Below are 24,615 nucleotides of genomic sequence, written 5' to 3' on the forward strand. Positions count from 1 at the left end.
ACCCCGACAGAGTCAACGGATGTTTCGGCGTACCTCTCCAGCGCCCCACCGCGGGCCTTGGCGGGGCCGCCGTGCGGCGGCCCCGGTTGCGATGCTGAACCGCTGTCAGCGGACAGGGTCACCCGGGAGGAGGGCCCTCCACCACGGGGTGTCGATCCATCGGCTGTAGCGGGCTTCCTGTGCTGCGATGGTGCTGATCTCGCTGGGCGGGGCATAGTCGAACAGCCACGCCCGGTGGCGGATGCCGAAGAAGGTTCGTCTGGTCCAAAGGTCGACCAGATCGCCGTCGACGGACCTTCCGTGGCGCATCCATGCGTCGGTCCTGGCACCCGCACAGCACAGCTTGTAGCCGTGTGGTTCGAGCCGGCTCCACAGTTCGACGAATGCTGTCCACAGGCCCTGGCCGGCTCCGGACCAGGTGCGGCCGTCGGGAGCCGTCAGGACCAGCGTCCAGTGCGAGTCCGTGGTCGAGCTCAGCTCCAACGAGCCGCACTGCTCCACCTCGTCGATCCAGACTGTGATCGGCCTGACCTCGTGATAGTCGACGTCTTCGCTCATCCTCTGAATCCTGGATTCGGTATCGAGTCTCCGATCCAGCCGAACGGACCGGACTGCCGCGCAGATTTGATGAATTCGGGCGGGATGGCTCGATCGAACGAGATCTCCTTCTCGGTCCGCAGGATCAGGTTCTTCAGCCCTCCGAGGTAGGGGCGCGCGTTCACGCCGCCACCCGGGTCGGCGATCTCGTAGACCCAGACCGGCTTGAAGGGCCTCTGCAGCCCGTTGGTCTGGGCGTTGCGAGCGCCGACCGCGGCCAGGCGTGCCTGCTCCCTGGACTTCGAGGTCGAAATCCATCGGCTCTTGTCCCCGAGCTTCCCGTACAGGTGATCCTTGAGGCTACCAATGCTTCCGCGTGCCTTGAAGCCGGTCTCGAAGATCTCCTTCGGCCCCCGGGTGTCGCCGCGCCAGAGGGTGCGGGTCTTGGCTGCAGCCTCGCCGGCGGTCTTGCCGACGAGGGCTTTGCCCACGCCGGAGGCGGCTGCTCCCGCAGCGGCGCCGGCAACAATGCCCAGTGCGCTGCCGGCGGCGCCCATGACGGCGCCTCCGACCACTTCTTTGGCGAAGTTGGCGGTGCTGAAGGATTCTTTGTCGTCGAGGGCTATTCGAGTGCCGTAGCCGAGGCTGGCGCCGGCGGCACCCATGACCGCGCCGGCCGCGATCAGGCAGCCGATACCGGCGGTCGCGCCGCAGAACGCGGCCACACCGACAACGGCGACACCGATGGCGACGGCGTTGCCGATCTCGGAGGCGTGGTCCTTGGCCCAGTCGTGAGCCTCGTCGACCTTGTCCTTGACGTCGTTGACGCGCTTCTTGAACCAGCCCCCGATACCGCTCTTCTTCTTGTGGCCGTCGTCGTTGTTGTTGTTGGTGCCGCCGTCGTTGGACTGGTTGTCGTTGTCGCCGGTGGAAACCTCAGGTGTCTCCGGCGTCGTGACGGTGACGGTGCCGCCACCACCTCCGCCACCGCCACCGCCATCGTCGTGGGCATTGATCATGCCGGACGGGTCGGAGCCGGAGACCGGGTTGTCGTTGGCATAGGTGTAGCCGAGCAACTGCTGGGGATCGCCGGCGTCCAGCAAGGGGTCGACGCTGATGAACCGGCCGATGGTCGGGTCGTATTCACGAGCGCCGACAGTGGTGAGCCCGGTGTCCTTGTCCTCGGGTTTGTTCAGGAAACCGTGGTTGTCGGGCCACGCTGCCGGGCTGGCGCCTCGAGGGTCGCCGAAGGGTTTGGCGTAGCGCTTGGTGGCAACCTGGGTATCCGCATCCACGGCCACTTGGGAGGTGCCGTGATAGTCGGTCACCAGCCAGGACATGTCCGAGACTGCGGTGCCGTTGGCCGACCGGACACCGATGGTCTGGCCGGCAAAGCCGTACTGCCGTTTGCCGGCGACCTTACGGGTGGCCTTGTCCAGGGTGAGCTCGAGCTCGCCCAGGAACAGCGTGGTCTGAGTGGGACCGCGCCGTACCAGCAGAGCACCTTCGGCGTCGTACACGTAGTTGGTGTCTCCGTTGGAGCCTGTCAGCTTGCGTAGCCGGCCCTGCTCGTCCCAGTCCAGCGTCTGACCGGGACGCACGGTGGTGTTGCCACGGGCGTCGTAGTCGTAGGACTTGGTCGGCACGCCGGTCTGGGTGACGCTCGCCAACGTATGCGGCTGGTCCGTGTTGTAGTTGTAGGTACTGGTGCTGTTACCGGCAACCGAGTGGTCGACCTGCGTCTTCCGCAGCCCGATCGAGGTGTAGGTCCACGACTGCCAGTACGGCGCAGTTCCGCCGAGGCCGATGGCGCTCGGGGCCTGCGTGCAGTCGGCGTCGGCCGGTGTCCAGGCCTCGGTCAGGCGACGCTGGCCGTCGTACGTGAAGCACTGGGCGTCGCCGCCGTCCACCAGGTTGTGATCCTTGAGCACATTACCGCTGGGGTCGTACGTGTACAGGTGGTCGGAGAAGGTTTTCGCCTTGCCGGCCGTGGTGCGAGCGAGACGGCGGGTGCCGTCTTCGTAGATGTGGTTGATCTCCATGTCGAAGCTCGCACCGAGCATGACCTTCGTGACGTCACCGAACGGGTTGTACTCGGTCCCGTTCACGTAGATCCGGTCGCTGCGCATCTTGAGCGGCAGACCGAGCGCGTTGTACTCGTAGTGGATGTCCTCGGCACCCAGCCCACCACCCGCGGACAACGAGGTCATCTCCAGGGTCTTGCCGTCGGGCTTGTAGCCGAAGTTGGTCCAGTAGCTGCCGTCGACCTCGATACCTTCGACGGACGGGATGACCCGGGTGACCTGCGTGGGCTTGTAGAGCACGTTCCGGTCGTTGATCAGTGTCCGGTAGGCCGGGCCCGACTTGCCCGCGGTGTAACTGGCAGACTCCGCGACCTGTCCGAGCAGGCCGGTCTTGTCGTACTTCCAGTCCGCCAGCAGGTTCTCCGGCGCAACACTCGACTTGTACAGGCCGGTCCTGCGATCCAGGGCGTCGTACGTCGTCACCATGGTCTGGTTCGCCGAGTCCGTGCTCGACACCAGCCGGTCGGCCTCGTCGTACGTCGAGGTTGTCCTGCCCGAGTCGGGGTCGACCCCTTCGATCCTGCGGCCACGGAGGTCGTACTTGTACGTCCAGGACGCGCCGGCACCGTCCATCCGGGTGATCCGGCCGGCCATGTCGTAGCTGTACCTGGTCACATCCGGCGTGCCGGTCGCGGTGTTGCCCTTGAACTCGCGCCGCTCGACGACCTGCCCCTCGGCATCGGTCACGGTCGCCGTTGCTGCCGTACCGGACGGCGGCAACACGGTCGTGATGTCGCCGCCGTAAACGGTCGAGGTCGACCACTTCGGTTGCAGCATGCTCATGAACGTCGACTTCACGTTCCGCCCGGAGCCGTCGTACTCGTTGAAGGTCTGGTTCGGAACCGACGCGTTCGGAATCGCAACCAGAGCCGGCGCAGGCGCTGCTGAGTTCCAGATGTCGCTGTTCGTGTAGACCGGCAGACCGCGGGAGTTGTACCGGGTCTCACTGATCACCCGGCCACCGTCGGCGCCCGGAGACTGGCTCTGCCGGTCGCGCAGCAGCGAGTCGAACAGCTGGTACCCCGTGTTGTACCCGTTCGCCTCGATGTTCAGCTGGTCGGTGCGGATGGTCGAGGCCACGGTGTTCGAGATCGTGTAGGTGTACTTCGTGTTGGCGAGCTTCGTCGACGCCGGCGCCTGGCTCGGCAACCAGACGCCGGTCAGCCGGCCCAGCGCGTCGTACGCGAGCTCGGTGACCTTGCCGTTCACGTCGGTCGTCTTCGACGGCACACCCCACTCCGGCCGGTACGTCGTGGTCGTGCTGAAGCTGACCGGCGTACCGCTGTAGTTGTTGACCGTCGGTTGCTTGACCACGCTCTGGGTCAGCGGCCCGGTCGTTGCCGGGGTGTAGGTGGTCGACCTGATGCGTCCGAGCGCATCCCCCGAGGAGAGGACGCGGCCGAGAGCGTCGTACGTCTTCGTTCCGGTCGTCTGGTAGACCGGCAGTCCTGCCGTGTAGTGATGCAGGCGCTGAACAGAGGTCGCATCGCCGAGTGTGGCGTCGCCGTAGGGCTTGCCGTCGTAGAAGGTCCGGACGTCGGTCAGGACCCGATCCTCCGGTGGGTTGGCAGAGTCCGCGTCGCAGGCACCGGTCGAGGTCACGTTGCGGATCGGCAGCGCGAGCAGCCAGGATGCCGGCTTCTTCAGGTAGTTCGTGACCGTGCAGGTCTCGTCGCCGGATTTTCCGGCATCACCGTGGTCGGTGACCGTGGTGGGCAGTGTGTTGTCCGGGTCGTACGTGGTGGCCGTTGCGCTGACGAGGTTCGGGCGGCCGCCGTCGCGGGCGATGCGGTTCTGCGTCGCGGACGATCCGACGAAGGTGGACTTCAGGGTGCCGCCGGGGACGGCGTACGACGCTTTCTGGGTGATGAGGTAGTCGGTGATGACGCCGGCTACCTCGGTGTTGGAGGTCGCGTGCTGGTAGGTGATCTGCTCGCGCGGGCTGCCGGCCAGCGGCTCGGCATCGGCCCGTACGCCGCCTGTCGTGTCCGTGACGTCGACGTTCTTGACGGCGGTGGTGCCTTCGAGTTTGTCGCCGTCCATGCCGCGGAAGTACTTCGTGACGGAGCGGCTGCGCGGGGAGGTGGTGTCGCTCGCGTCACCGGAGTACGTCGTGACCAGGCTGTAGCCGCGCCACTCGGACCAGGTCTTGTCGGCGTCCTTGAGCATCGGTGACTGCTGGTAGTGCCAGGCACCGCCGCCGGAGTAGACGTACTGCGTGACCATCGTTGCGCCGTTGCCGGTCTGGTCCGAGGTCACGACGCTGTCGACGACGTACTTGTGGAACCAGTCCTCGCGCTCGACCTCGAGCGGTGGCTTCCACTTCACCGGGTAACAGCGCTTGGTGTTGGTGTCCTTGGCCGGCCGCTCGCCGGACATGCACTCCTTGCCGGCGTAGTTGACCATCACCTTGGCACCGGTCTCGGTGTTGATCTCGCCGACCCGGTACCGCACGAGCCCCGGCAGGCCGTCCGAGGTCGTGTCGACCCGGTTGGCCAGTCCGACGGGCTTGAAGGTCACGTCCGGCACAGGCAGCGTCGTACCGACCTTGCCGCTGTGTGAGATGCCGTTCAGCCACATCGGCCGACCGTCGCTGCTGCTGCCTGGTGTCGGGAACGTCAGGTTGGTCTGCCAGAAGTCGACCGGCTGGTACGTCGTACCGGTCAGCACCTGGGTCTGAATCTGGTAGAGACGCTTGCGGGTGAAGAAGGTCGGCGAAACCTTGTTGGTGCAGGCCGTCGTGCCTTCGCAGACCTGGTCGAACGGGACGTCCGGCCAGTTGGCCTTGGTCGTTGCGTTGAGCACCGAACAGTTCGCGAGGCAGCGTTCGGCCGCGGTGAAGACGACCTGCTGCGGTGCCTTCACCCCATCGGCCAGCGACGCGTCCCGCAGGCCGTAGTCGATCCGGTTGAGATATCCACCACGCACGTACGGCGTACCGGGCGAAGCGACGCCGTTCTTGGCGTAGTTGTTGAGCTCCTTGGTGTACCAGTACGACATCGCGTTGCCGTGCAGGTCGACCACGTAGTCGAGGTTCCAGCGCCAGCCCAGGTTGCAGCCGGTGGACGTGGTGTTGCAGGGCTCGCCCGCGTCGTCGCCGTAGACCGGCGCGGTGAAGACCGAGTTGGTGACGGCAGTCAGGCCGGCCTTCAGCTTGTGCTTGCCGAAGAAGTACTGCGTCCCGTCGGTGGTGGTGACCTTCCAATACTCCTTGAGAGCGTCACCGTTGTCGTCGGCACCGATGATCTTCTCGACCTTCGACCCGTCGTCGTTCTTGAGCTTCCAGGTGCTGGCGCCGATCACACCACCGGAGGCCCGGACGAGCTCGTTGGACTTGCCGTTGAGTGTCAGCGTCGCGTTGTCGTACTTCCAGCACTGGTCGTACTTGCCGACCTTCCCGTCCTCGTCGCAGCTCGTGTACTTGCGCTCGACGAAGGATTCCGTCAGGTCGAACCCCTCACCGACCCACGAGACCTGGTTGTTGGTGGCCGAGGTCCGGCCGTCGACCGACTGCGCCGAGTACGAGAAGGCCAGGCTTGGCGTCGGGCCTGCCGCGGCGGGTGGTACCCGCAATGGGTAGGACCAGGTGAAGTCGCCACTCGACCCACCACCCGACCAGCTCGAGGACGCCGACAGGCTCGTCGCCGAGTAGTCACCGGCGCTCGAATCCGAACCGGCAGTAATGGCGAAGACCGACTGCTGCGCCCCCAGCGGCGCGGTGGTCGTGACAGTCTTCTTCGCCGAATCATTGGACGTCTGCAACGGCGTACTGGTCGCACAGCCCGGCGCCTTGGGCGTCGTGAGGACACAAGCCGGAAGCGCAACCACCTCCAGCCGCGAGGCCCAATCACCGCCGTACGCGTTCTCGTAGCCGGAGTAGTCGAAAGACAGCTGTACGTCGGACTTGGCGGCCGTGCTCGCCTTGACCAGTACGCCGCTCACCCCGGCGCGCGTACTGGCCGCCTGGTCGAGGAAGTCGAGATCGACCGTGGCCGGGGCCGCACGATTCGCGGAGCGTGCGGCCACCGGCCCGGCCGGCTTGTCGGTCGTGGCGTTGACCACGACACTCTGGCGTCCGGGAACTGGCCATTGCACCGGACGATGAGCGAACTCGGCCGTCTTGGCGACGGCCTTCTGGAGGTCGGCCGACTCGGCCGGTGGCGCGATCGGCGGGACGTCCTTGACCTTGACGCTCTTGACCTTGACCGGCTTCGGCCGGTTGGGGCTATTGGCCTCCGCCGAACTGGTCGGCCCGACGACCGCCACTGTCGCGGTCAGCGACAGGGCGACCAGGATCGGAAGTGCACGGGTCTTCAGCTTGAGTTTCATGAGCACTCCGTCGGGTCGCCGCCGAATTCGATGCAGAGCTGGCGTTGCGGGACGACGCCGGTGTAGACGCGCAGGTCGTCCAGGTAGGCGTTCAGATGTCCGTACGTCGTATCGGTCTCGTCCGGCCGGGCGATGATCATCGCGCCGCCCTGGACCGGGGTCGTGAAGCCCGCCGTACCGCCGTCACCGGAGCGATCGGTGACCAGCAAGGTCATCTGATCGGTAGCGGCGTTGTACTGCGCTGCCAACGCCGTCCACTCGCCCACTGTCGTCTGGTTGGTCGGCTGGGTCGCTGTCACGTAGGGGCCGGTGGCCGTGTTGTTCGCCGCCCGGCTGAAGACCCACTCGGCTTCGTCGTCCACGCCAGGCCGGTACTCGATCCGCCAGGCGTCCTTGTTCACGCCGATCTGCCGCACGATCACTTGTCGCTTGGTGGGATCCTGAACGCGCACCCAGACAGTCGCCGTGAAGCTCGCCGTCGCGTCGACCAGCGGCCGGTTGACGGCCAGGAGCTCCGAGGCGGCTCCGGTGGTGGCGAGGACGTTGCCGCGCTCGGGGTCCTCGACGATCGCCGCGGACTGGTCGGGCGAGCCGGCGAAACCGGAGACTGCCATCTCCTGGCCGTAGACGATCTCGTCGGTTGCCCACACCCCGTTGCTGCGGGCCGCGACGTTGTCGAACGGATACTTCGCAGCGAGCGAGGCAATCGTCGTGTCACTGCCGGCCGGACCGGTCCGCGGATCCGCCACGCTGTTGGCCTCGGCGGCCGAGAGCACCCGGGGATAGATCTTCACGTCGTCGATTGAGCCCGGGAACACGCCCTTCGCGGCGTTGAGGCGATAGGAGCCGACCTCGACCGAGCCGGTCGCCTTCCATGGCGTGTAGCCGTAGGCGGCCGTGGCCTGCAGGCGGCCGTTCACGTAGAAGGAGATCGTCTTGTCGTTCGCGTTGAACACACCCAGCAGGTGGGTCCACGCGTTCAGGACCGGTGGTGCGATCGAGTCGATCCGGGCCTGGGCTGCGGTCGCCGTGTCACTGACGTTCTGATAGAACGCCCAGTGGTTGACCGAGGCGGCGTACCGGAGGATTCCACCGGTCCCGGCGGTGCCATTGATCGTCACCACGCCCGCGTCCTTGAACTCGGTCAGGCGCACCCAGGCCGAGATGCTGAAGTTCTGCGAGGTGTCGACGATCGGGCCGGCGGCTGTGGCCCGGTTGGTACCGGCGTCCTTGCCGTCGAAGGTCAGCGATCCGGCAACCCGCCCGGCATCGTCGAACTGAGCGCCGGTCACGGCCAGCGGGCGGTTGTTGCCCGAGGAGTCGGCGGCCGTCGTACCGGATCCTTCGTCGAGGTTCCAGGCCGCGGCCGGTGGCAGGCCCGGGCCAACGTTGATCCGGAATCTCGCCGTCGTGCTTCGGGCGTTGGCCGCATCGTAGCTGGCCGCCTCGAAGTTCATCAGGGTCTGCCCGGGAGTGAGGATGTTCACCGTGACCGTTCGCCCGTTGACGCGGGTCAGCTGGTTGTTGAAGCCGTAGCCCAAGGCAACGACATCCGCACTACCGGACGAGATCGTGTAGGTCACCTTGGCACCGAACGGCACCACCTCGGGGCAGACGTCCGGCGTCGAGGTGGTGAAGCAGTCGGTCAGAGGGGTGCCGTTGTAGCTGGCGGTAATGGTCGGCGCAGGTGGTGGCGTGAGGTCGACTTTGAAGTAGCAGGGCGCTGACCAGGCCGACTCCAGCGGTGCCGCACCAGGGATGGGGTACAGCGTTCGGGCCTTGTAGGTGAACAGCGAAGCGGCCGACAGGTCCGTTGGAACGGGCAGCGACTGGAGCACGCCAGGTGCTACCAGCGCGCTCGTCATCTTCCAGGAGCGCTGGGACGGGTCGAGGATGAGGAACTCGATCACGACCCGAGCGCTGGGGTCACCGGTACCGACCCGTCCCTTGGCGGATATCCGGGGCCGAAGGGAGGCAACGACCGTCGGGTCGTTCGACGGTGAGCAGGAGTCGGGGAAGTCGGACGGAGTTGCCGCACCGAGCTCGTACGCCGGGAGCGGGTAGGCGACGTACTCGATATCCAGCTTGCCGGTGCTGTCGAACTGCTTCCACGCGATCGCGTCGGACTCGTTGGTCGCCCGGAGCCGGAACGTCGCGATCTTGCTGTTCGCCTTCGAGGTGTACTGGATCGAGTTGGTCACATTGAACTCGACCGCACCCGCCGGACACGACGAGTTGTAGCCCTTGGCAACGTTCGCACTGGCCACATCAGCTTGTACGGCGGGCTGCTTGTTCCAGGTCGTGGCGGTCGAGATCGCGGCTGTCCGCGACACGGTGATCGAGCGCGCGGCGCAGCTCGCGGAATGGATCTCGTAGGTCCGCAGCGATGCGCCGATGATCTTCTTGCCGGTGAACGCCGCGACGTCGAACTGGAAGAACGAGCGCACGATCTTGTGCTGCTCGAAGCCCTCGTACCCGACCCCGAGGCTGTGGGTCGTCTTCCAGAACGAGGTGGTCGGGTACAGCTCCCAGGCAGCGGTCCAGCCGTTGCGGTCCCGCGTCACGTTCATCGTCGGGTCGATCACCACCGGGAACACGGTGTCCGCCGCCGTCAGCAGCTTCTGGTCCGGAGTCACCGTCAACCCCTGCTTGCTACCGGAGAACCCCATCAAGGCACGCTTTGCCCGACCCGACGGCCCTCGTTCGACGCCCGCCGACTTCATGCTGGTTCCGGCGGAGTCCCACATGACCGGCTCACCGACCGTCAGGACCTGACGGCCGTTGGAGTCCACGTACGACGGTCGCCCGGGCTGCGTCGTACGGAGGTTCAGGTTCTTCGTGCTGACCGGGAAGGTCAGGCTGCGGAGCGCGGGGTTCGAGGCGGCTTCGCGGTTCTGAACCACCAGGTTGTAGCTGAACCTGCTGTCGGCCGCGTCGACGACGAGATCGACGCCCGGCAGCACAGCGGCGTACGTCGCCTTGGAACCGGACAAGGTAGGTGCCGGAAGCAACCAAGGTGCCTTGAGCTCGAAGACACCACCGTCCCGCACGAAACGGGCGAGCGGGCCGTTGCCACCGGCCGAGAACGCGATGTCGGTCGTCGACGCCTTGGGCGCCACCATGCCATCAGCACGCGGTGCCAGGGTTGTGTCGATGGCCGTCCAGACGCCGCCCTTCTGAACGCGCACCGGCTCGTTGGAAAGCTCAGTACTCAAGGTGCCGCGCGGAGTCGCGACAGTCCGCGTGTACTGCGTCGTCTTGTCCTCCACCTCCACCGAGGTGTTGAACTGAGCCGCGAGCCGACTGGCCTCGGCGACCGTCTTGGCCGACGTCGGGCCGGCCGTCTCAGCCGAGGCGGCTGGCCCGCTGACCGCCACTGCCGCGGTCAGCGACAGGGCGAGCAGGAGAGGAAATGCTCGAGTCCTCGTCATGAGCACTGCGTCGGGTCGCCGCCGAATTCGACGCACAGCTGACGCTGCGGTACGACGCCGGTGTAGACGCGAAGGTCATCCAGGGCAGCGTTGAGCGGGGCGAACGTCGTGTCGCCTTGCGGTCCCCACGAGAGGACGTTCGCGGTGCCCTGGAACGGAGTAGTGAACGACGCGGTGCCGCCGTCGCCGGACCGGTCGGTGATCAGCAGGGTCATCTGATCGGTGGCGGCGCTGTACTGGGCGGCCAGGGCCGTCCATTCACCCGCCGTCGTCTGGTTCGTCGGTTGGGTGACCTCCACGTACGTGCCGGTGGTCGTGTCGCTGGAGGCCCGGCTGAACACCCACTGGGCGTCGTCGTCCGTCCCAGGCCGGTACTCGATCCGCCAGGAGTCCCTGTTGGCCCCGACCTGCCGGATGAACACCTGCCGCTTCGCCGGATCCTGGATCCGCACCCACAGCGTCACGGTGAAGCTCGCCGACGCGTCGACCAGTGCCCGGTTGACGGCGAGCAGCTCGGAGGCCGTTCCGGTGGTGGCCAGGACCTTGCCGCGCTCGGGATCCTCGACGACCGCCGAGGACTGGTCAGGTGAACCGGCGAATCCGGAGACCGTCAGGTTCTGGCCGTACACGATGTCTTCGGTCGACCAGAGGCCGTTGCTCTGCGCAACCATGTTGTCGAAGGGGTACTTCGCGGCGAGCGAGGCGACCGGCTCGTCGCTGCCGGCCGGGCCGACGCGCGGATCGGCGACCCGGTTGGCTTCGGTCGCGGACATGACGCGGGGGTAGATCTTCACGTCGTCGACGGCACCGGCGAACACGCCGACGCTGGTGCCGGCCCGGTACGAACCCACGTCGACCATCCCCAGGGCCTTCCACGGCGTGTGGGCGAAGGCGGCGGTCCCCTGCAGCCTGCCGTTCACATAGAGCGAGATCGTCTTGTCCGTCACGTTGAAGACGCCCAGGAGATGCGTCCACACATTCAGGACGGGCGGTGCCAGTGAATCCACGCGGGCTTGTGTCGCGGTGCTCGAGTCGCTGGCGTTCTGCATGAAGGTCCACCGATTGCTGTTGGTGGCGTAGCGCAGGAGGCCGCCGAATGCCTGGGATCCGCTGACGGCCACCACTCCCCCGTCCTTCACGGCGGTCGGGCGGGCCCAGGCCGAGATGGTGAAGTTCTGCGAGGTGTCGACAACGTTCGCGGCGCCGGAGACGTTCGCTCGGTTGTTGCCCGCATTGTTGCCGTCGAAGGTCAGCGAACCGGCGACCCGGCCGGCGTCATCGAACTGGGCGCCGGTGACGGTCAGCGGGTGGTTCTTGCCGGAGGCGTCGGCGGCCGTCGTACCGGATCCTTCGTCGAAGTTCCAGGCGCCGGAAGCCGGCAGGCCCGGTCCCACGTTGATGCGGTGGTACCTCGTCGTACTGCCGTGGTCGGCCGCGTCGTGGCTGACCGCTCCCAGGGTCATCAAGGTCTGGCCCGGGGTGAGCAGGTTGACCGTGACCGAGCGTCCGTTGACGCGGGTCATCTTGCCGTTGAAGCCGTAGCTCAGCGCGGTGACATCGGCGCTGGTGGACGAGATCGTGTAGGTGACCTTGGCGCCGAACGGAACCACCTCGGGGCAGACGTCAGGCGTCGTACTGGTCAGGCAGTCGGTCAGTGTCACGCCGTTGTACTTGGCCGTGATCGTTGGCGCCGGTGGTGGTGTGGTGTCGACCTTGAAGTAGCAGGAGGGCGACCACGCCGACACCAACGTCTGGCCAGGAACTGCGCGGATCGTGCGGGCCCGGTACGTGTACATGATTCCGGTCGTCAGGGCGGTCCTCGGCTTCACCTTGACCAGGACGTTGGGCGTGACGGGAGCGGCGTTCTGGAACTCCTGCACGACCTGCGACGGGGTGACGAGCTGGAACTGAACGTAGATCGACGCGCTGGGCTCGCCGGCCCCGACCAGGCCCTTGGCGGAGACCTGCGGCAGCAGGGACGCCACGATGGTCGGATTGGTGGACGGAGCGCACGGGCTGGGCAGATCGGTGTCCGTCGCCACGCCGAGCCCGTACGCCGGGAGCGGGTAGGCGGCGTACTCGACGATCAGCTGGCCCGTGCTGTTGAACTGCTTCCAGGCGATCTCGTCGGACTCGTTCGTGGCGCTCAGGCGGAAGGTCGCGATCTTGCCGTTGGCCTTCGAGGTGGCTTGGACGGAGGCGGTGACCGGAAACTCGACCCCCCCGGCCGGGCAGGACGAGTTGTAGCCCTTGGCAACGTTCGCGCTGGCGACGGTGGCCTGGACCGCGGGCTGGTTGTTCCAGGTCGTGGCCGTCGAGATCGCTCCGGTGCGCGACAAGGTGACCGAGCGCGCCGCGCAGCTCGCGGAGTGGATCTCGTAGGTCTTCAACGAGGCCTTGATGATGTGCTTGCTGGTGAAGGCCGCGACGTCGAACTGGAAGAACGAGCGCACGATCTTGTTCTGCTCGAACCCCTCGTAGCCGACGCCGAGGCTGTGCGTGGTCTTCCAGAACGATGTGGTCGGGTACAGCTCCCAGGCAGCGGTCCAGCCGTTGCGATCGCGGGTCACCTCGATGCTCGTGGTCGGATCGATGACCACCGGGAAGACAGTGTCTGCCGCTGTCAGCATCTTCTGGTCAGGCGTTACCGTCAGGCCGCGGGCAGTGCCGGCGAACCCCATCAGGGCGCGCTTCGACTTGCCGGACGGTCCTCGCTCCACCGCCGCGGCCGCGGCCACCTTTGTCTTCATGCTGGTGCCGCCGGCGTCCCACATGACCGGTTCGCCGACGGTGATGACCTGGCGGCCGTTCGAATCCACGTACGACGCTCGCCCGGGCTGCGTCGTACGGAGGTCGAGGTTCTTGGTCGTGACCGGGAAGGTCAGGCTTCGGAGCGCGGGGTTCGAGGCGGCTTCGCGGTTCTGGACAACCAGGTTGTAGCTGAAGCTGCTGTCGGCCGCGTCGACGACGAGATCGACGCCCGGCAGCACCGCGGCGTACGTCGCCTTGGATCCGGCCAAGGTAGGTGCCGGAAGCAACCAAGGTGCCTTCAGTTCGAAGACCCCGCCGTCCCGGGTGAAGCGGACGAGCGGGCCGTTACCGCCGGCGGAGAAGGCGATGTCGGTCGTGGACGCCTTGGGCGCGATCAGCCCGTCGGGGCGGACAGCCAGATTGGTGTCGACGGCGGTCCAGGCACCGTCCTTGCGGACGCGGACCGGTTCGTTGGAGAGCTCGGCCTGCAGCGTGCCCTGCGCGGTCGCGAGGGTCCGGGTGTACGGCGTCGTCTTCTCCTCCACCTCCACCGAGGTGTTGAACTTGGCCGCCAGTCGCGTGGCCTCGGCCTCGGTCCGCGCCGAGGCCGGCGCGACCTCCGGCTTCGCCTGCGCGACCACCGGGATGGTTGCAAGCCCCGCAGCCAGCACCGATGTGATCGAAAGGACGCTGATCGGGCGCACGAACGCGCGCAAGGACCACCGATTGGAAGACATACCTCACCCCTGGAATTCAGCACCGCCGAAAACGCGAACCTCCCCCGAGGCGCACCACTCGGAGGTCGGCCGAGGGCGGAGCAAGACTGACCCGCGTCTTCGCGGCGGGTCAATGAAATTGCAGGTAGTGACAGACTTCGGCGAAGTACCTGGTGAATTTCCAGGGACGGTGTTTGCGCAGGTCAGAGGGCTATTCGACCCATACAACCCGGCCGCCGACCGTCGCCTGGGACGGCGGGAGGTGGGTGGTGTAGAGGTGCGAGCCGCGGCCTTGGACGATGTGCAGGTCGCGACCCAGCAAGGCGGTCAGCTGGGTCGCGGCGGAGCCGGTGGCTTCGTCCTCGGCAACGCCCATGGCGGGGGCGAAGGCACGGGAGCGGAGGATGCCGGCTTCCTCGTCCTGCCAGGACCAGAGGTAGGTGTGGCCCGCCGAGTAGGAGGCGGGATCTGCGGCGACGACGTCGGCAGGGGTCGCCAGCTCGGTCCAGTCCCAGGTGCTGCCCCAGCTGGTGTCGGCCTGGACGGAGACCAGGTCACCGTCGAAGGTGACGGGAATTTCGCCGGCCGGGGTCTGCAGGACCGGTACGGCGTGCCCTTGGCTGCGGAGCCACCAGGCGACACCGACAGTCGGGTGGCCGGCGAACGACATCTCGCCGGTGGCGGTGAAGATCCGGATGGCGCCGGCGGCCGCGTCGTCGACGTACACGGTCTCGCTGTAGCCGAGGTGGGCAGCCAGTGCCTGCCGGTCGGCGGGTGCGACGAGGTGACCGGCGACGATGCCCAAGGGGTTGCCGAACTTGCCGTCCGGGTCGGTGAAGACCGTGACGACGTCGACCGGGAGGTCGGTCAAGGGTTCAGAGGACCGCGATGAGAACGACGACCACGACCAGCAGGGCCGCCGCGGCGGCAACGGCGAGGATGCGGCCGTTGGGCTTGGACTCGGCCGGAGCGGCGCCCTCGCTGACGAAGGCCTTGAACATCTGGGTGTTCGCGCCCGGGTCCTGCTCGTTCTCGGGAAGGTTCTGGTTTGCCATGGCCCCTGACCCTACCGTGTACCATTTGGTACATGAGATTCGATCATTCTGTCACGATCCAGGCACCGGCCGAGCGGGTGTGGGCGGTGTACAGCGATGTCGAGCGGTGGCCCGAGTGGACGCCGACCATCACGAGCGTGGAACGGCTCGACGAGGGACGCATCCACCTCGGGGCGCGGGCGCGGATCCGGCAGCCGAAGCTCCCGGTGGCGGTGTGGGAGGTGACCGAGCTCGTGGAGGGGCAGTACTTCGAGTGGGTCTCCACTGCCCCGGGCATCAGGACAACAGGTGGTCACCGAGTGGTGAGTACACCGGAAGGCACGGTCGCGACGGCGACGGTCATTCAGGAGGGGCCGCTCGGCTGGCTGTTCGGCACGCTGTACGCCGGGCTGACGCGCCGCTACATCGCCACCGAGACCGAGAAGCTGAAGGAGTTCACCGAGCGGTGAGCCGGGACACCTTGCTCGGGGACGCGGTCGAGTACTTCGCGAAGAACGGGATCGGCGACGCCAGCCTGCGCGGAATCGCGGCCGGTATCGGGACCAGCCATCGGATGCTCATCTACCACTTCGGATCCCGCGAGGGGTTGCTGTCGGAGGTGGTCCGGGCGGTCGAGCAGCAGCAGCGCGACCTGCTCCAGGAGCTGACGGACCTGCCGGTCGCCGAGCAGTCGGAGCAGTTCTGGCGAAAGGTGACCGAGGCAACGTTGATCTACGGTCCCTTGTTCTTCGAGCTTTCCGCGCAGGCGATGCAGGATCGACCACACACAGCCGCGTTGAAAGCGGACCTGATCAACGTCTGGCTACCACCACTGGTTGCCCTGTGCATCAAAGTCGGCATCCCCGCCGAGGAGGCACCAAGTTATGCACGCCTCGGATTGGCGGCGTCCCGCGGACTGCTCTTCGACCTGCTGTTGACCGGAGACAGGACAGGTGTCGACGAGGCGTCGGCGTTGCTCAACCGGTTGTTCGGCCTGCCTCGGTAGGCGACTCGATCCAACCGGCAACGATCGGCAGCCGCGACTCCCGCAGGACGGCGGTAAAAGCAAAGGGACGATCCAGTACGACGTCCAGCCGCTTGGCCTGGCGAGTCACCATCGCAGCCCGCGTCATCGCCATCGACGTCACGGCCGCGGCCTCGAACCCGGTCGCGAAGAACCGCGCGAGGACCTCTTGCTTGGCCTGCCCGATGGCCAGCGGCGCCGGGCTGATCGCACTGAAATGACCGCGCTCCCCAGGGTTCGAGGTCACCGCGGACAGCCCGAACAACTCCGCGGACTCCAACAGGTCGTGCGACGACGAGACCTGGAACGACGGCAGCGACAACCGCACATCCGGCCGCGCGCTCGTCGTCTTCCCGATCCGCACCCCCGGAGCGACCTCGCCGGATCCTTCGATCAACGCACTACCCGGTACGCCGTCCGCCGGCCGACCCGCCGCGTCCAGGAGCCCGCCGACGACATCCCCGGAACCGAGACCGAGCAGTACGTCGACATCCGCGTCACCGCGGACCGTGATCACGGTCAGATCGTCGTACCGGCGTACGGAGTCGAGGTCGTGGTCGGTCCGCTCCAGCCAGTGCCAGGAGCCGGCCCACTGCCCCTGAAGGTGCTTGATCTGCTCGGTGAACGGGCGGGCCCAGGTCGTGCGCAGGCAGAGCGCGGAGGCGAGGACGAGCATCACGTCCGGGTCGATCTCGACGGGCATCTCCCGGATCAACCCGTCGGTGTGCTCGGTGGCCCACGCGTCGAGCTTCGGCTTGTCGACGGCTGACCGGCCGGTCAGCATCCCGACGACCGGAGCCGGGACGACGTCGCCGAAGGTCTCGGCGAGTTTGAGCTGCTCGCTCACCCAGACGCCGAGCGCGGCATGGAGGTCGGCGGACTCGTCGAGAGCCTCGATCAGCTGCGTGGCCAGCCGCGAACCGTCAGCCGCGGGCACCTCGGCAGCCGCCGCGAGCTCGGCGCGGCCGGGTTCGTCGGCGGCGGTGGCGAGGATCGCCAGCAACGGCCACAGACCGAGGCCGGACACGACCGCGTTCCCCGGCCCCAGGCTCCGGACCCAGCGGCCGGTCAGGTCGTTGACTGCACGCGCATTCATGAACCCAGCGTGCCACGCTTGAGCCAGCCCGAGCGTGGTGAGCCGGACCTGCACGCCATCACAACTGGTCCGACCAGCTCGCGCCCCCGCGGGAAGCCGCGGAACCACGGCAATTGTGATGGCCTGGAGATCCGGCCTGATCACGACTATTTCCCGATCTGACGCTGATTTTCATTTCGGCGGCGCGCTGAGTCCTCGTTCGAACGCGCTCCGTTGTGTCAGGATTCCGCCCATGAGCGCCCCCGCCGACGTCGACGAAAAGGCCGAGCAGCCGCCGAAAGAGCCGGCTGGATCGTCGATCGCGTTCACCGCGACGCTGATCCTGCTGGTGGGTCTGGCCCTGTTCGGCCGCCGGATCTTCGCTGGAGTCTTCACCGACGAGGTCGTCCGCACGTGGGCGACCATGTTCGTCGGGGTGACCGTGCAGGCGCTGCCGTTCCTGGTGCTCGGGGTGCTGCTGTCGGCCGCGCTGACCGCGTTCGTCCCGGCGTCGTTCTTCGCGAAGGCACTGCCCAAGCACCCGGCCCTCGCCGTACCGGTCGCGAGTGCGTCCGGGGTCATCCTGCCGGGCTGTGAGTGCGCCTCGGTGCCGGTGTCGGCCGCGTTGATGGCCCGCGGGGTCACGCCGGCCGCCGCGATCGCGTTCCTGCTGTCCGCGCCCGCGATCAACCCGGTCGTCCTGGCGTCCACGGCGGTGGCGTTCCCCGGGCAGCCGAAGGTGGTGGTGGCCCGCGCGGTCGCCTCGATCGCGATCTCGATGATCATCGGCTGGCTGTGGCTGCTGACCGGCAAGGGCGGCGCCTGGCTGAAGATCCCGAAGAACCGGCACGCCGAGGGCACCGGCAAGCTCGAGGTCTTCCGCTCGTCGATGCTGCACGACTTCCTGCACGCCGGCGGCTTCCTGGTGGTCGGCGCCGCCGCCGCGGCCACGTTGAACGTGATCGTCCCGCGGTCCTGGCTCGACACCGTCGCCAGCAACCTGCTGCTGTCGGTGCTCGTGCTCGGACTGCTCGCCGTACTGCTGGCGATCTGCTCGGAGGCGGACGCGTTCGTCGCGGCCAGCCTGAGCCAGTTCTCGCTCACCGCGCGGCTCGCGTTCATGGTCGTCGGTCCGATCGTGGACGTGAAGCTGATCGCCCTGCAAGCAGGTACGTTCGGTCCGAAGTTCGCCGTCCGATTCGCGCCCGCCACGTTTGTGATCGCGATATTGGTAAGTCTCGGAGTGGGGTGGTGGTTGCTGTGAAGCGCAACGTAGCCGGACTCGTGATCGTGTTCGTCGGGGCCGCGGTGGTGCAGCTCGCGGTGTCGAACACCTATCTGCGGTACGTGAAGCCCGGCATGCGCTGGATGCTGCTCGCGGCCGGACTGATCCTGATCGTGCTCGCGGTGGCCGACGTCCTCGCGGACACCCGCAAGAAGCCCGAGGGAGAAGAGCACGACCACAGCGGGGACGACGGGCACGGCCACCACGGCCTTCCGCGCGCGGCCTGGCTGCTCCTGATCCCGATCTTCGCCCTCCTGGTCGTCGACCCGCCCGCGCTCGGCGCCGCGGCGGCTCAGCGCCAGTCACCGGTGGCCTCGAAGCCGATCCAGCCGAAGAGCAACTCCTGGCTGGCGGACAACCCGCAAGGCGGCCCGGTCAACCTCGCCGTCCGCGATTATTCGGTCTGGGCGGTGTGGGAGAAGGAGAGCATGAAGGGTCGCTCCTTCTCGCTCACCGGCTTCGTGACCCCGGCCAAGAACGGCAGCTGGTACGTGACCCGGATGGGCCTGACCTGCTGCGTCGCCGACGCCACGGCCTTCATGGTCGAGGCCCGCGGCCAGGCCGCCCCGCCGAAGAACCAGTGGGTCACGGTCACCGGCGAGTGGGCCGAGCCGAGCAAGCGTGTCGACGGTGACGTCGCCGCCCTCACGGTCAGCTCGGTCAAGTCGGTCACCGCACCCGCGAACCCGTACGAGTAGCCCTCACACATCTGCGCGCTCCGACGTTCTATGGGGCATGAAGCGCACAGTCGAGCCCAAGGTCCTCTACTTCGGTACGCCGGTCGTCCTGATCAGCACGCGGAATCCGGACGGCTCCACCAACCTCGCCCCGATGTCCTCTGCCTGGTGGCTCGGCTACCACGCCATGCTCGGGATGGGAACGAGCTCGCAGACGGTCAAGAACCTGGTCGACCGCCCTGAACTCGTCCTCAACCTGGTTGACCCGGCGATGGTCGCCGCCTTGGACCGGATCGCACTGCTGACCGGCTCGGCGGAGATGTCGGACTCGAAGCGCGCTCGCGGCTACCGCTTCGAGCCGGACAAGTTCACCGCAGCAGGACTCACCCGTACGCCGGGTGCCCTGACCGGACTGGACACCGTCGAGGAGAGCCCGATCACGCTCGAGGGCCGGATCGAGGCGATCCACCCGATCGGCGGCCCCTCGGAACACCTCTGCGCACTCTCGATGAAGGTCGAGCAGGTGCAGGTCCGCGACGACCTGCTGATGAGCAACGACCGCTACATCGACCCGCTCCGCTGGGACCCGCTGATCATGAAGTTCACCGAATACTTCGCTGGCGGAGCTCCGGCGTACGAGTCGTCACTGGCTCGGGGATGGCAGATGCCCCCGCTGAACGTCTGATGACGGTACAGGCCATCCCACCGATGACCAGTACGGCGGCGATCGCCTGCTGCACGCCCACCGTTTCACCGCGCAGCAGCCAGGCGGCCGCCATCCCCACCACCGGCACCAGGAGCGAGAACGGTGCCACGGTGCTGGCGTCGTACTGGCGTAGCAGGTAGCCCCAGACGCCGAACCCGAACAGCGTGGCCACAGCAGCCAGATACGCCAGTGCGCCGACCCCGGTGAGCTCGATCCCCCGCAGCGCATCGAGGTCGGCCCGCGGCCCTTCGGTGAGCAGCGACAACAGCATGAGCGGTACGACGGCGACCGCACTGACCCAGACCATGAACTGCAGCGTGTCCTGCGGCTTCGCGTACCGGGTGATGGTGTTGGAGACGCCCCAGCATGCTCCGGCGAGGATCACCAGCGCGAGCGCGCCGAGCGGCGCGGACAGACCGCGGTCGAGCATGATCAGCAGCATCCCGCCACACGCGATGGCGATCCCGGCGATCTGGGCCGGCCGTGGGCGCTCCCGCAGGACCGTGATCGCGAACAGCACGGTGAAGATCACCTGGCATTGCAGAACCAGCGACGCCAGCCCGGCCGGAACCCCGCGATCCATGGCGACGAACAGCAGCCCGAACTTCGCGGCGCCGAGCGCGAGCCCGACCCCGATCACATAACGCCAGGCGACCCGCGGCCGGCCGAGAAAGAAGATTGCCGGAACGGCCGCGAATAAGAATCGCAGGGCGGTGAAGAACAGCGGCGGGAATTCCTCCAGCCCGACCTCGATCACCACGAAGTTCACACCCCAGGCGGTGGCGACGGCGAGCGCCAGGAGCAGGTCACGAGGTTTCATGCGGCCAGTCTGGTTCCGGATTAGACTTAAGCACCAGCACCGATTACTACCGCTGTCTCTGTAGGAGTGCTACATGATCGATCTCGGCCGCCTGCGGGCCCTGTACGCCGTCGCGCAGTACGGCTCGGTCAATCGTGCGGCCGAGGCGCTCGGCTACACGCCGTCCGCGGTATCGCAGCAACTGGCGAAACTCGAGCGCGAGACCCGGACCACCCTGGTCGAGCGGCAGGGCCGCGGGATCGCGCTCACGGACGCCGCGCTCCAGCTCGCCGCCACCGCGGCCCGCGTTCTCGAGTTGGTCGAGGACGCCGAGCTGACGTTGGAGGAGCAGCGTGGACAGGCGATCGGGAAACTGCGGATCGCAGCCTTCCCCACCGCCGCCCGGGGCCTCCTGCCGACTGCGCTGAGCCGGCTGATCGTCGATCACCCCGAGCTCGACGTACGGGTGAGCGAGATCGACCCGTTCGAGGCCGTTGCCTCGGTCAACCGGGGCGACGCCCAGCTCGCGGTGGTGCACGACTGGCACAACACTCCGCTGGCGCTGCCCGAGGGCCTGTCGCGGGTCAAACTCGGTTCCGACCCGGCCGACGTACTGGTGCCTGCGTCCCATCGGCTGGCAGGTAAGGAGTTCGTCCGCGCCGAGGACCTGGTCGGCGAGCGCTGGATCTGCCAGATCCCGGGATCGATCTGCCACGAGTGGCTGCTCCGGACCATGCGCCGGGCCGGCGTCGAGCCCGATGTCGCCTATTCAGTGGCTGAGTACCAGACCCAGCTGGCGATGCTTGCCCGCGGCATCGGGATCGGCCTGCTGCCGCGGCTGGGCAGAGGGCCGGTGCCGGACGGGGTGGTCGCCGTACCGCTGCATCCGGTGCCGAGCCGCCGCGTCTATGCCGTCTGGCGGACCGTCACCTCGCGCCGACCGGCCCTGGTCGTCACGCTGTCAGCGCTCAAGCAGGCGTGGCCGGAGCGCACTACCGCATGATCGGTTGCGATCACTTTGCGCGACCCGTTGACAACACTCAGCGCCGATATTAAGTTCCTCTCAATTATCAGGAAACTTTCCTAATAGTTTTAGTACTACCTCCCCGCCCTGATGTCATTGGAGGCAGTCAATGATGCGTTATCTCATGGCCGGCGTACTGCTTGCGGCAGGCGCTCTGGTCCCCAATCTCCCGGCTACAGCGGCAATCCCGGCGCCGGCAGCGGAGACCCCAGTATCGCGGAACGGGCAGCTGCGTGTCTGCGGTCTGAAGCTGTGCAATCAGAACAACCAGCCGGTCCAGCTCCGCGGGATGAGCACGCACGGCATCCAGTGGTTCTCGAGCTGTATCAAGACCGCGTCGCTCGACGCCCTGGCCTACGACTGGAAGGCCGACATCCTCCGCATCTCGATGTACGTCGCGAAGGACGACGGTGGTTACGAGACCAACCCGCGCAAGTTCACCGACATGGTGCACGGCTACATCGAGGAGGCCACCAGACGCGGGATGTACGCACTGGTCGACTGGCACCAGCTCGACCCGGGCGACCCGAACATCTACACCGCCAAGGCCAAGACGTTCTTCGCCGAGATCGCGGAGCGGCACAAGAACAAGAACAACATCATCTACGACATCGCCAACGAGCCGAACGGTGTCTCCTGGTCGAAGGTGAAGTCGTACGCCGAGCAGGTGATCCCGACCATCCGGGCCAAGGACTCCGACAGCGTGATCTTCGTCGGTACCCACGCCTGGTCGTCACTCGGGGTCTCTGACGACCGCGACGAGTCCGACGTCGTGAACAACCAGATCAACGCCTCGAACATCATGTACACGTTCCACTTCTACGCCGCCTCGCACCACGAGGACAATTTCAACGCCCTGTCGCGGGCGTCCACCAAGATCCCCTTGTTCGTCACCGAGTTCGGCACTCAGAACTACCTCGGTGAGGGTGCCAACGACTTCACCTGGTCGAAGAAGTACCTGGACTTCCTGAAGAGCAAGCAGATCGGGTGGATCAACTGGAACTTCTCCGACGACTGGCGCAGCGGCGCCGTCTTCAAGTCAGGCACCTGCTCCGGTAGCAGCTTCACCGGTACGTCGAAGCTCAAGGAAGCCGGTATCTGGATCCGCGCGCGGATCATCGACCGCAATCTGTAAAGCAGTAACCCCGCCCCCCGCCCCCGCAAGAGGAGGAACCCCTCCATGATTCGTTCCCTGTTGGCCGGTGCACTTCTGACCGCAGCCACTCTGATCCCGACCACCGCCCCCGCGACCGCGGCTCCCGCCGCGGACACCCCGGTCTCCCGCAACGGCCAGCTGCACGTCTGTGGCGTGAAGTTGTGCAACCAGAACAACCAGCCCGTGCAGCTCCGCGGGATGAGCACGCACGGCATCCAGTGGTACGCCAACTGCATCAAGACCGCGTCGCTCGACGCGCTGGCCTACGACTGGAAGGCCGACATCCTGCGCATCTCGATGTACGTGCAGGAAGGCGGGTACGAGACCAACCCGCGCAAGTTCACCGACATGGTGCACGGCTACATCGAAGAGGCCACCAAGCGCGGTATGTACGCCCTGGTCGACTGGCACCAGCTCACGCCCGGTGACCCGAACGCCAACCTGTCCAAGGCCAAGACCTTCTTCACCGAGATCGCCGACCGGCACAAGAACAAGAACAACATCATCTACGACATCGCCAACGAGCCCAACGGCGTCAGCTGGGCCGGTATCAAGTCGTACGCCGAGCAGATGGTGCCGGTGATCCGGGCCAAGGACGCCGACGGTGTGGTCTTCGTCGGCACCCACGGCTGGGCCTCGCTCGGGGTGTCCGACGGCCGCACCGAGGCCGACATCGTGAACAACCCGGTCCGGGCGACGAACCTGATGTACACGTTCCACTTCTACGCCGCGTCGCACAAGCAGGCGTACTTCGACGCACTGTCCCGGGCCTCGACCAAGATCCCGATCTTCGTCACCGAGTTCGGCACCCAGACCTACACCGGTGACGGCGGCAACGACTTCACCTGGTCGCAGAAGTACCTGGACTTCCTGAACAGCCGGCAGATCGGCTGGACCAACTGGAACTTCTCCGACGACTCCCGCTCCGGCGCAGTCTTCAAGCAAGGCACCTGCGCCGGGAGCACCTTCACCGGTACGTCGGTCCTGAAGCCGGCCGGCGTGTGGATCCGGGAACGGATCCGGAACCGCTAGTTCAGAACCTGCTCGCGTGAGTCTTGTCCCGGGCTCACGCGAGCGCTCGCCGGCCGCACCGCCCCGCGGCCGGCGGGGACCTTCGCGGTGACGAGCGTCTGCAGTTTGACCTCGGTCTCCGCGTCAGCGGCGGTGTAGACGTTCATCCGGCACTGGTTCGCCTGCGACAGCCACATGATCGCCGGGTCCACCCGCAACAACCCTGCCTCGGGGTGGTCGAGGACCTTGACCTGGGCGCTCGGCGCAGCGACGTCGTACCGCTCCCACATCGCGGCGAACTTCGGCGACCGGGCCAGCAGCCCCTGGGTCAGCTCCTGCCAGGACGGCTCGTTGAGATGATTGGCCAGCGCCGCGCGGTAGGCGGCGACCATGTGCAGACTGGTGGTCTCCGCATCGACGAACAGGCAGCGCCAATCGTCGGACACGAAACTCAGCCAGAGCATGTTGCGCTCCTCGACCGGGATCTCTCGCAGGTCCAGCACCACCTGGCAATAGGCGTCATTGAACGCGAGGATGTCGTACCGCTCGTTCATCACCAGCGCCGGGTACGGCGAGACCGCGTCGAGCGTCTTCTGGATCGACGGCGGTAACAGGGCGTCCTCCCCCGGCGCAGGACCGAACCGCAACCCGGCCAGCGTGTAGAGGTGATTGCGCTCCAGCCGGTCCAGCCGCAGCGTCCCGGCGACCGCCTCCAGCACCTGCGCGGAGACGTTGATGTCCCGGCCCTGCTCGAGCCAGGTGTACCAGGTCACCCCGACCCCGGCGAGCAGCGCAACCTCCTCCCGCCGCAATCCCGGCGTACGGCGGCGGAGTCCCGGAGCGAACCCGACTTCCTCGGGCTGGATCCGCTCGCGCCGGGTGCGCAAGAACACGCCGAGCTCTCGTCTCCGTGCATCCATGGTCTTATGGTGCACCGGCGCGCAAGCTGGTGCCAGGTGGTGTCAGTACCAGGATC

At 66.9% G+C, this 24,615-nt stretch carries 17 protein-coding genes; 8 read left to right on the forward strand and 9 right to left on the reverse strand.

Going from position 1 to position 24,615, the window contains the following annotated elements; all coding sequences use genetic code 11:
• Positions 1 to 105: 105 nt before the first annotated feature.
• The 6 genes from ACFCV3_RS04265 to ACFCV3_RS04290 all read right to left on the reverse strand — a co-directional run bounded on the left by ACFCV3_RS04265 (position 106) and on the right by ACFCV3_RS04290 (position 14,903).
• Positions 106 to 558: a hypothetical protein gene (locus ACFCV3_RS04265; RefSeq protein ID WP_376025957.1), complete on the reverse strand. Its 453-nt coding sequence runs from the start codon at positions 556 to 558 to the stop codon at positions 106 to 108.
• Positions 555 to 6,950, reverse strand: coding sequence for an RHS repeat-associated core domain-containing protein (locus ACFCV3_RS04270; protein ID WP_376025959.1), 6,396 nt, complete (start codon positions 6,948 to 6,950; stop codon positions 555 to 557). Before ACFCV3_RS04270 ends, ACFCV3_RS04265 begins: the two co-directional genes overlap by 4 nt.
• A complete protein-coding gene (locus ACFCV3_RS04275; RefSeq protein WP_376025960.1) occupies positions 6,947 to 10,381 on the reverse strand; it encodes a LamG-like jellyroll fold domain-containing protein in 3,435 nt (1,144 codons plus the stop codon). Before ACFCV3_RS04275 ends, ACFCV3_RS04270 begins: the two co-directional genes overlap by 4 nt.
• A complete protein-coding gene (locus ACFCV3_RS04280) occupies positions 10,378 to 13,869 on the reverse strand; it encodes a LamG-like jellyroll fold domain-containing protein (protein ID WP_376025961.1) in 3,492 nt (1,163 codons plus the stop codon). Before ACFCV3_RS04280 ends, ACFCV3_RS04275 begins: the two co-directional genes overlap by 4 nt.
• 190 nt (positions 13,870 to 14,059) lie before the next feature.
• Positions 14,060 to 14,719, reverse strand: coding sequence for a PhzF family phenazine biosynthesis protein (locus ACFCV3_RS04285; RefSeq protein ID WP_376025963.1), 660 nt, complete (start codon positions 14,717 to 14,719; stop codon positions 14,060 to 14,062).
• A gap of 4 nt (positions 14,720 to 14,723) precedes the next feature.
• Complete coding sequence (locus ACFCV3_RS04290) at positions 14,724 to 14,903, reverse strand: hypothetical protein (protein ID WP_376025965.1); 180 nt, start codon at positions 14,901 to 14,903, stop codon at positions 14,724 to 14,726.
• Between the two features lie 32 nt (positions 14,904 to 14,935).
• Here ACFCV3_RS04290 and ACFCV3_RS04295 point away from each other — a divergent pair, with 32 nt between their 5' ends.
• Together ACFCV3_RS04295 and ACFCV3_RS04300 are read left to right on the forward strand one after the other, a co-directional pair.
• On the forward strand, positions 14,936 to 15,352 hold the full coding sequence (locus ACFCV3_RS04295; protein WP_376025966.1) for an SRPBCC family protein: 417 nt from the start codon (positions 14,936 to 14,938) through the stop codon (positions 15,350 to 15,352).
• On the forward strand, positions 15,349 to 15,888 hold the full coding sequence (locus tag ACFCV3_RS04300) for a TetR/AcrR family transcriptional regulator (RefSeq protein WP_376025968.1): 540 nt from the start codon (positions 15,349 to 15,351) through the stop codon (positions 15,886 to 15,888). Before ACFCV3_RS04295 ends, ACFCV3_RS04300 begins: the two co-directional genes overlap by 4 nt.
• Here the strand turns inward: ACFCV3_RS04300 and ACFCV3_RS04305 are convergent.
• Positions 15,860 to 17,002, reverse strand: coding sequence for a serpin family protein (locus ACFCV3_RS04305; protein ID WP_376025969.1), 1,143 nt, complete (start codon positions 17,000 to 17,002; stop codon positions 15,860 to 15,862). The two genes, ACFCV3_RS04300 and ACFCV3_RS04305, sit on opposite strands and share 29 nt — an antisense overlap.
• 232 nt (positions 17,003 to 17,234) lie before the next feature.
• Between ACFCV3_RS04305 and ACFCV3_RS04310 the strand changes: the two genes are divergently transcribed.
• Genes ACFCV3_RS04310 through ACFCV3_RS04320 form a run of 3 tightly spaced genes read left to right on the forward strand, consistent with a single transcriptional unit; the run spans position 17,235 to position 19,628 of the window.
• A complete protein-coding gene (locus ACFCV3_RS04310) occupies positions 17,235 to 18,245 on the forward strand; it encodes a permease (protein WP_376025971.1) in 1,011 nt (336 codons plus the stop codon).
• Positions 18,242 to 18,964, forward strand: coding sequence for a TIGR03943 family putative permease subunit (locus ACFCV3_RS04315; RefSeq protein WP_376025973.1), 723 nt, complete (start codon positions 18,242 to 18,244; stop codon positions 18,962 to 18,964). The genes ACFCV3_RS04310 and ACFCV3_RS04315 overlap by 4 nt, the downstream gene beginning before the upstream one ends.
• A 37-nt stretch (positions 18,965 to 19,001) precedes the next feature.
• Positions 19,002 to 19,628 carry a flavin reductase family protein gene (locus ACFCV3_RS04320; RefSeq protein WP_376025975.1) on the forward strand — a complete coding sequence of 209 codons (627 nt, stop codon included), beginning with the start codon at positions 19,002 to 19,004 and terminating at the stop codon, positions 19,626 to 19,628.
• Here the strand turns inward: ACFCV3_RS04320 and ACFCV3_RS04325 are convergent.
• The gene (locus ACFCV3_RS04325) at positions 19,546 to 20,469 is read right to left on the reverse strand and encodes an EamA family transporter (RefSeq protein WP_376025976.1); all 924 of its coding nucleotides are present in this window, start codon (positions 20,467 to 20,469) and stop codon (positions 19,546 to 19,548) included. The genes ACFCV3_RS04320 and ACFCV3_RS04325 overlap by 83 nt on opposite strands.
• A gap of 73 nt (positions 20,470 to 20,542) precedes the next feature.
• Between ACFCV3_RS04325 and ACFCV3_RS04330 the strand changes: the two genes are divergently transcribed.
• From ACFCV3_RS04330 to ACFCV3_RS04340, 3 genes are all read left to right on the forward strand, one after another.
• Positions 20,543 to 21,451, forward strand: a complete 909-nt coding sequence (locus tag ACFCV3_RS04330; protein WP_376025978.1) for a LysR family transcriptional regulator — start codon at positions 20,543 to 20,545, stop codon at positions 21,449 to 21,451.
• A gap of 130 nt (positions 21,452 to 21,581) precedes the next feature.
• Entirely contained in the window at positions 21,582 to 22,607 is a 1,026-nt protein-coding gene (locus ACFCV3_RS04335; RefSeq protein ID WP_376025979.1) for a glycoside hydrolase family 5 protein, read from the forward strand.
• A 45-nt stretch (positions 22,608 to 22,652) separates the two neighbouring features.
• On the forward strand, positions 22,653 to 23,660 hold the full coding sequence (locus tag ACFCV3_RS04340) for a glycoside hydrolase family 5 protein (protein ID WP_376025981.1): 1,008 nt from the start codon (positions 22,653 to 22,655) through the stop codon (positions 23,658 to 23,660).
• Here the strand turns inward: ACFCV3_RS04340 and ACFCV3_RS04345 are convergent.
• Positions 23,657 to 24,559 (reverse strand): helix-turn-helix transcriptional regulator, encoded by a 903-nt coding sequence (locus tag ACFCV3_RS04345; RefSeq protein WP_376025983.1) that lies wholly within the window; start codon positions 24,557 to 24,559, stop codon positions 23,657 to 23,659. The two genes, ACFCV3_RS04340 and ACFCV3_RS04345, sit on opposite strands and share 4 nt — an antisense overlap.
• Positions 24,560 to 24,615 lie beyond the last annotated feature (56 nt).

It is taken from the genome of Kribbella sp. NPDC056345, from assembly GCF_042262745.1.
In the GTDB taxonomy this organism is placed as follows: Bacteria; Actinomycetota; Actinomycetes; order Propionibacteriales; family Kribbellaceae; genus Kribbella.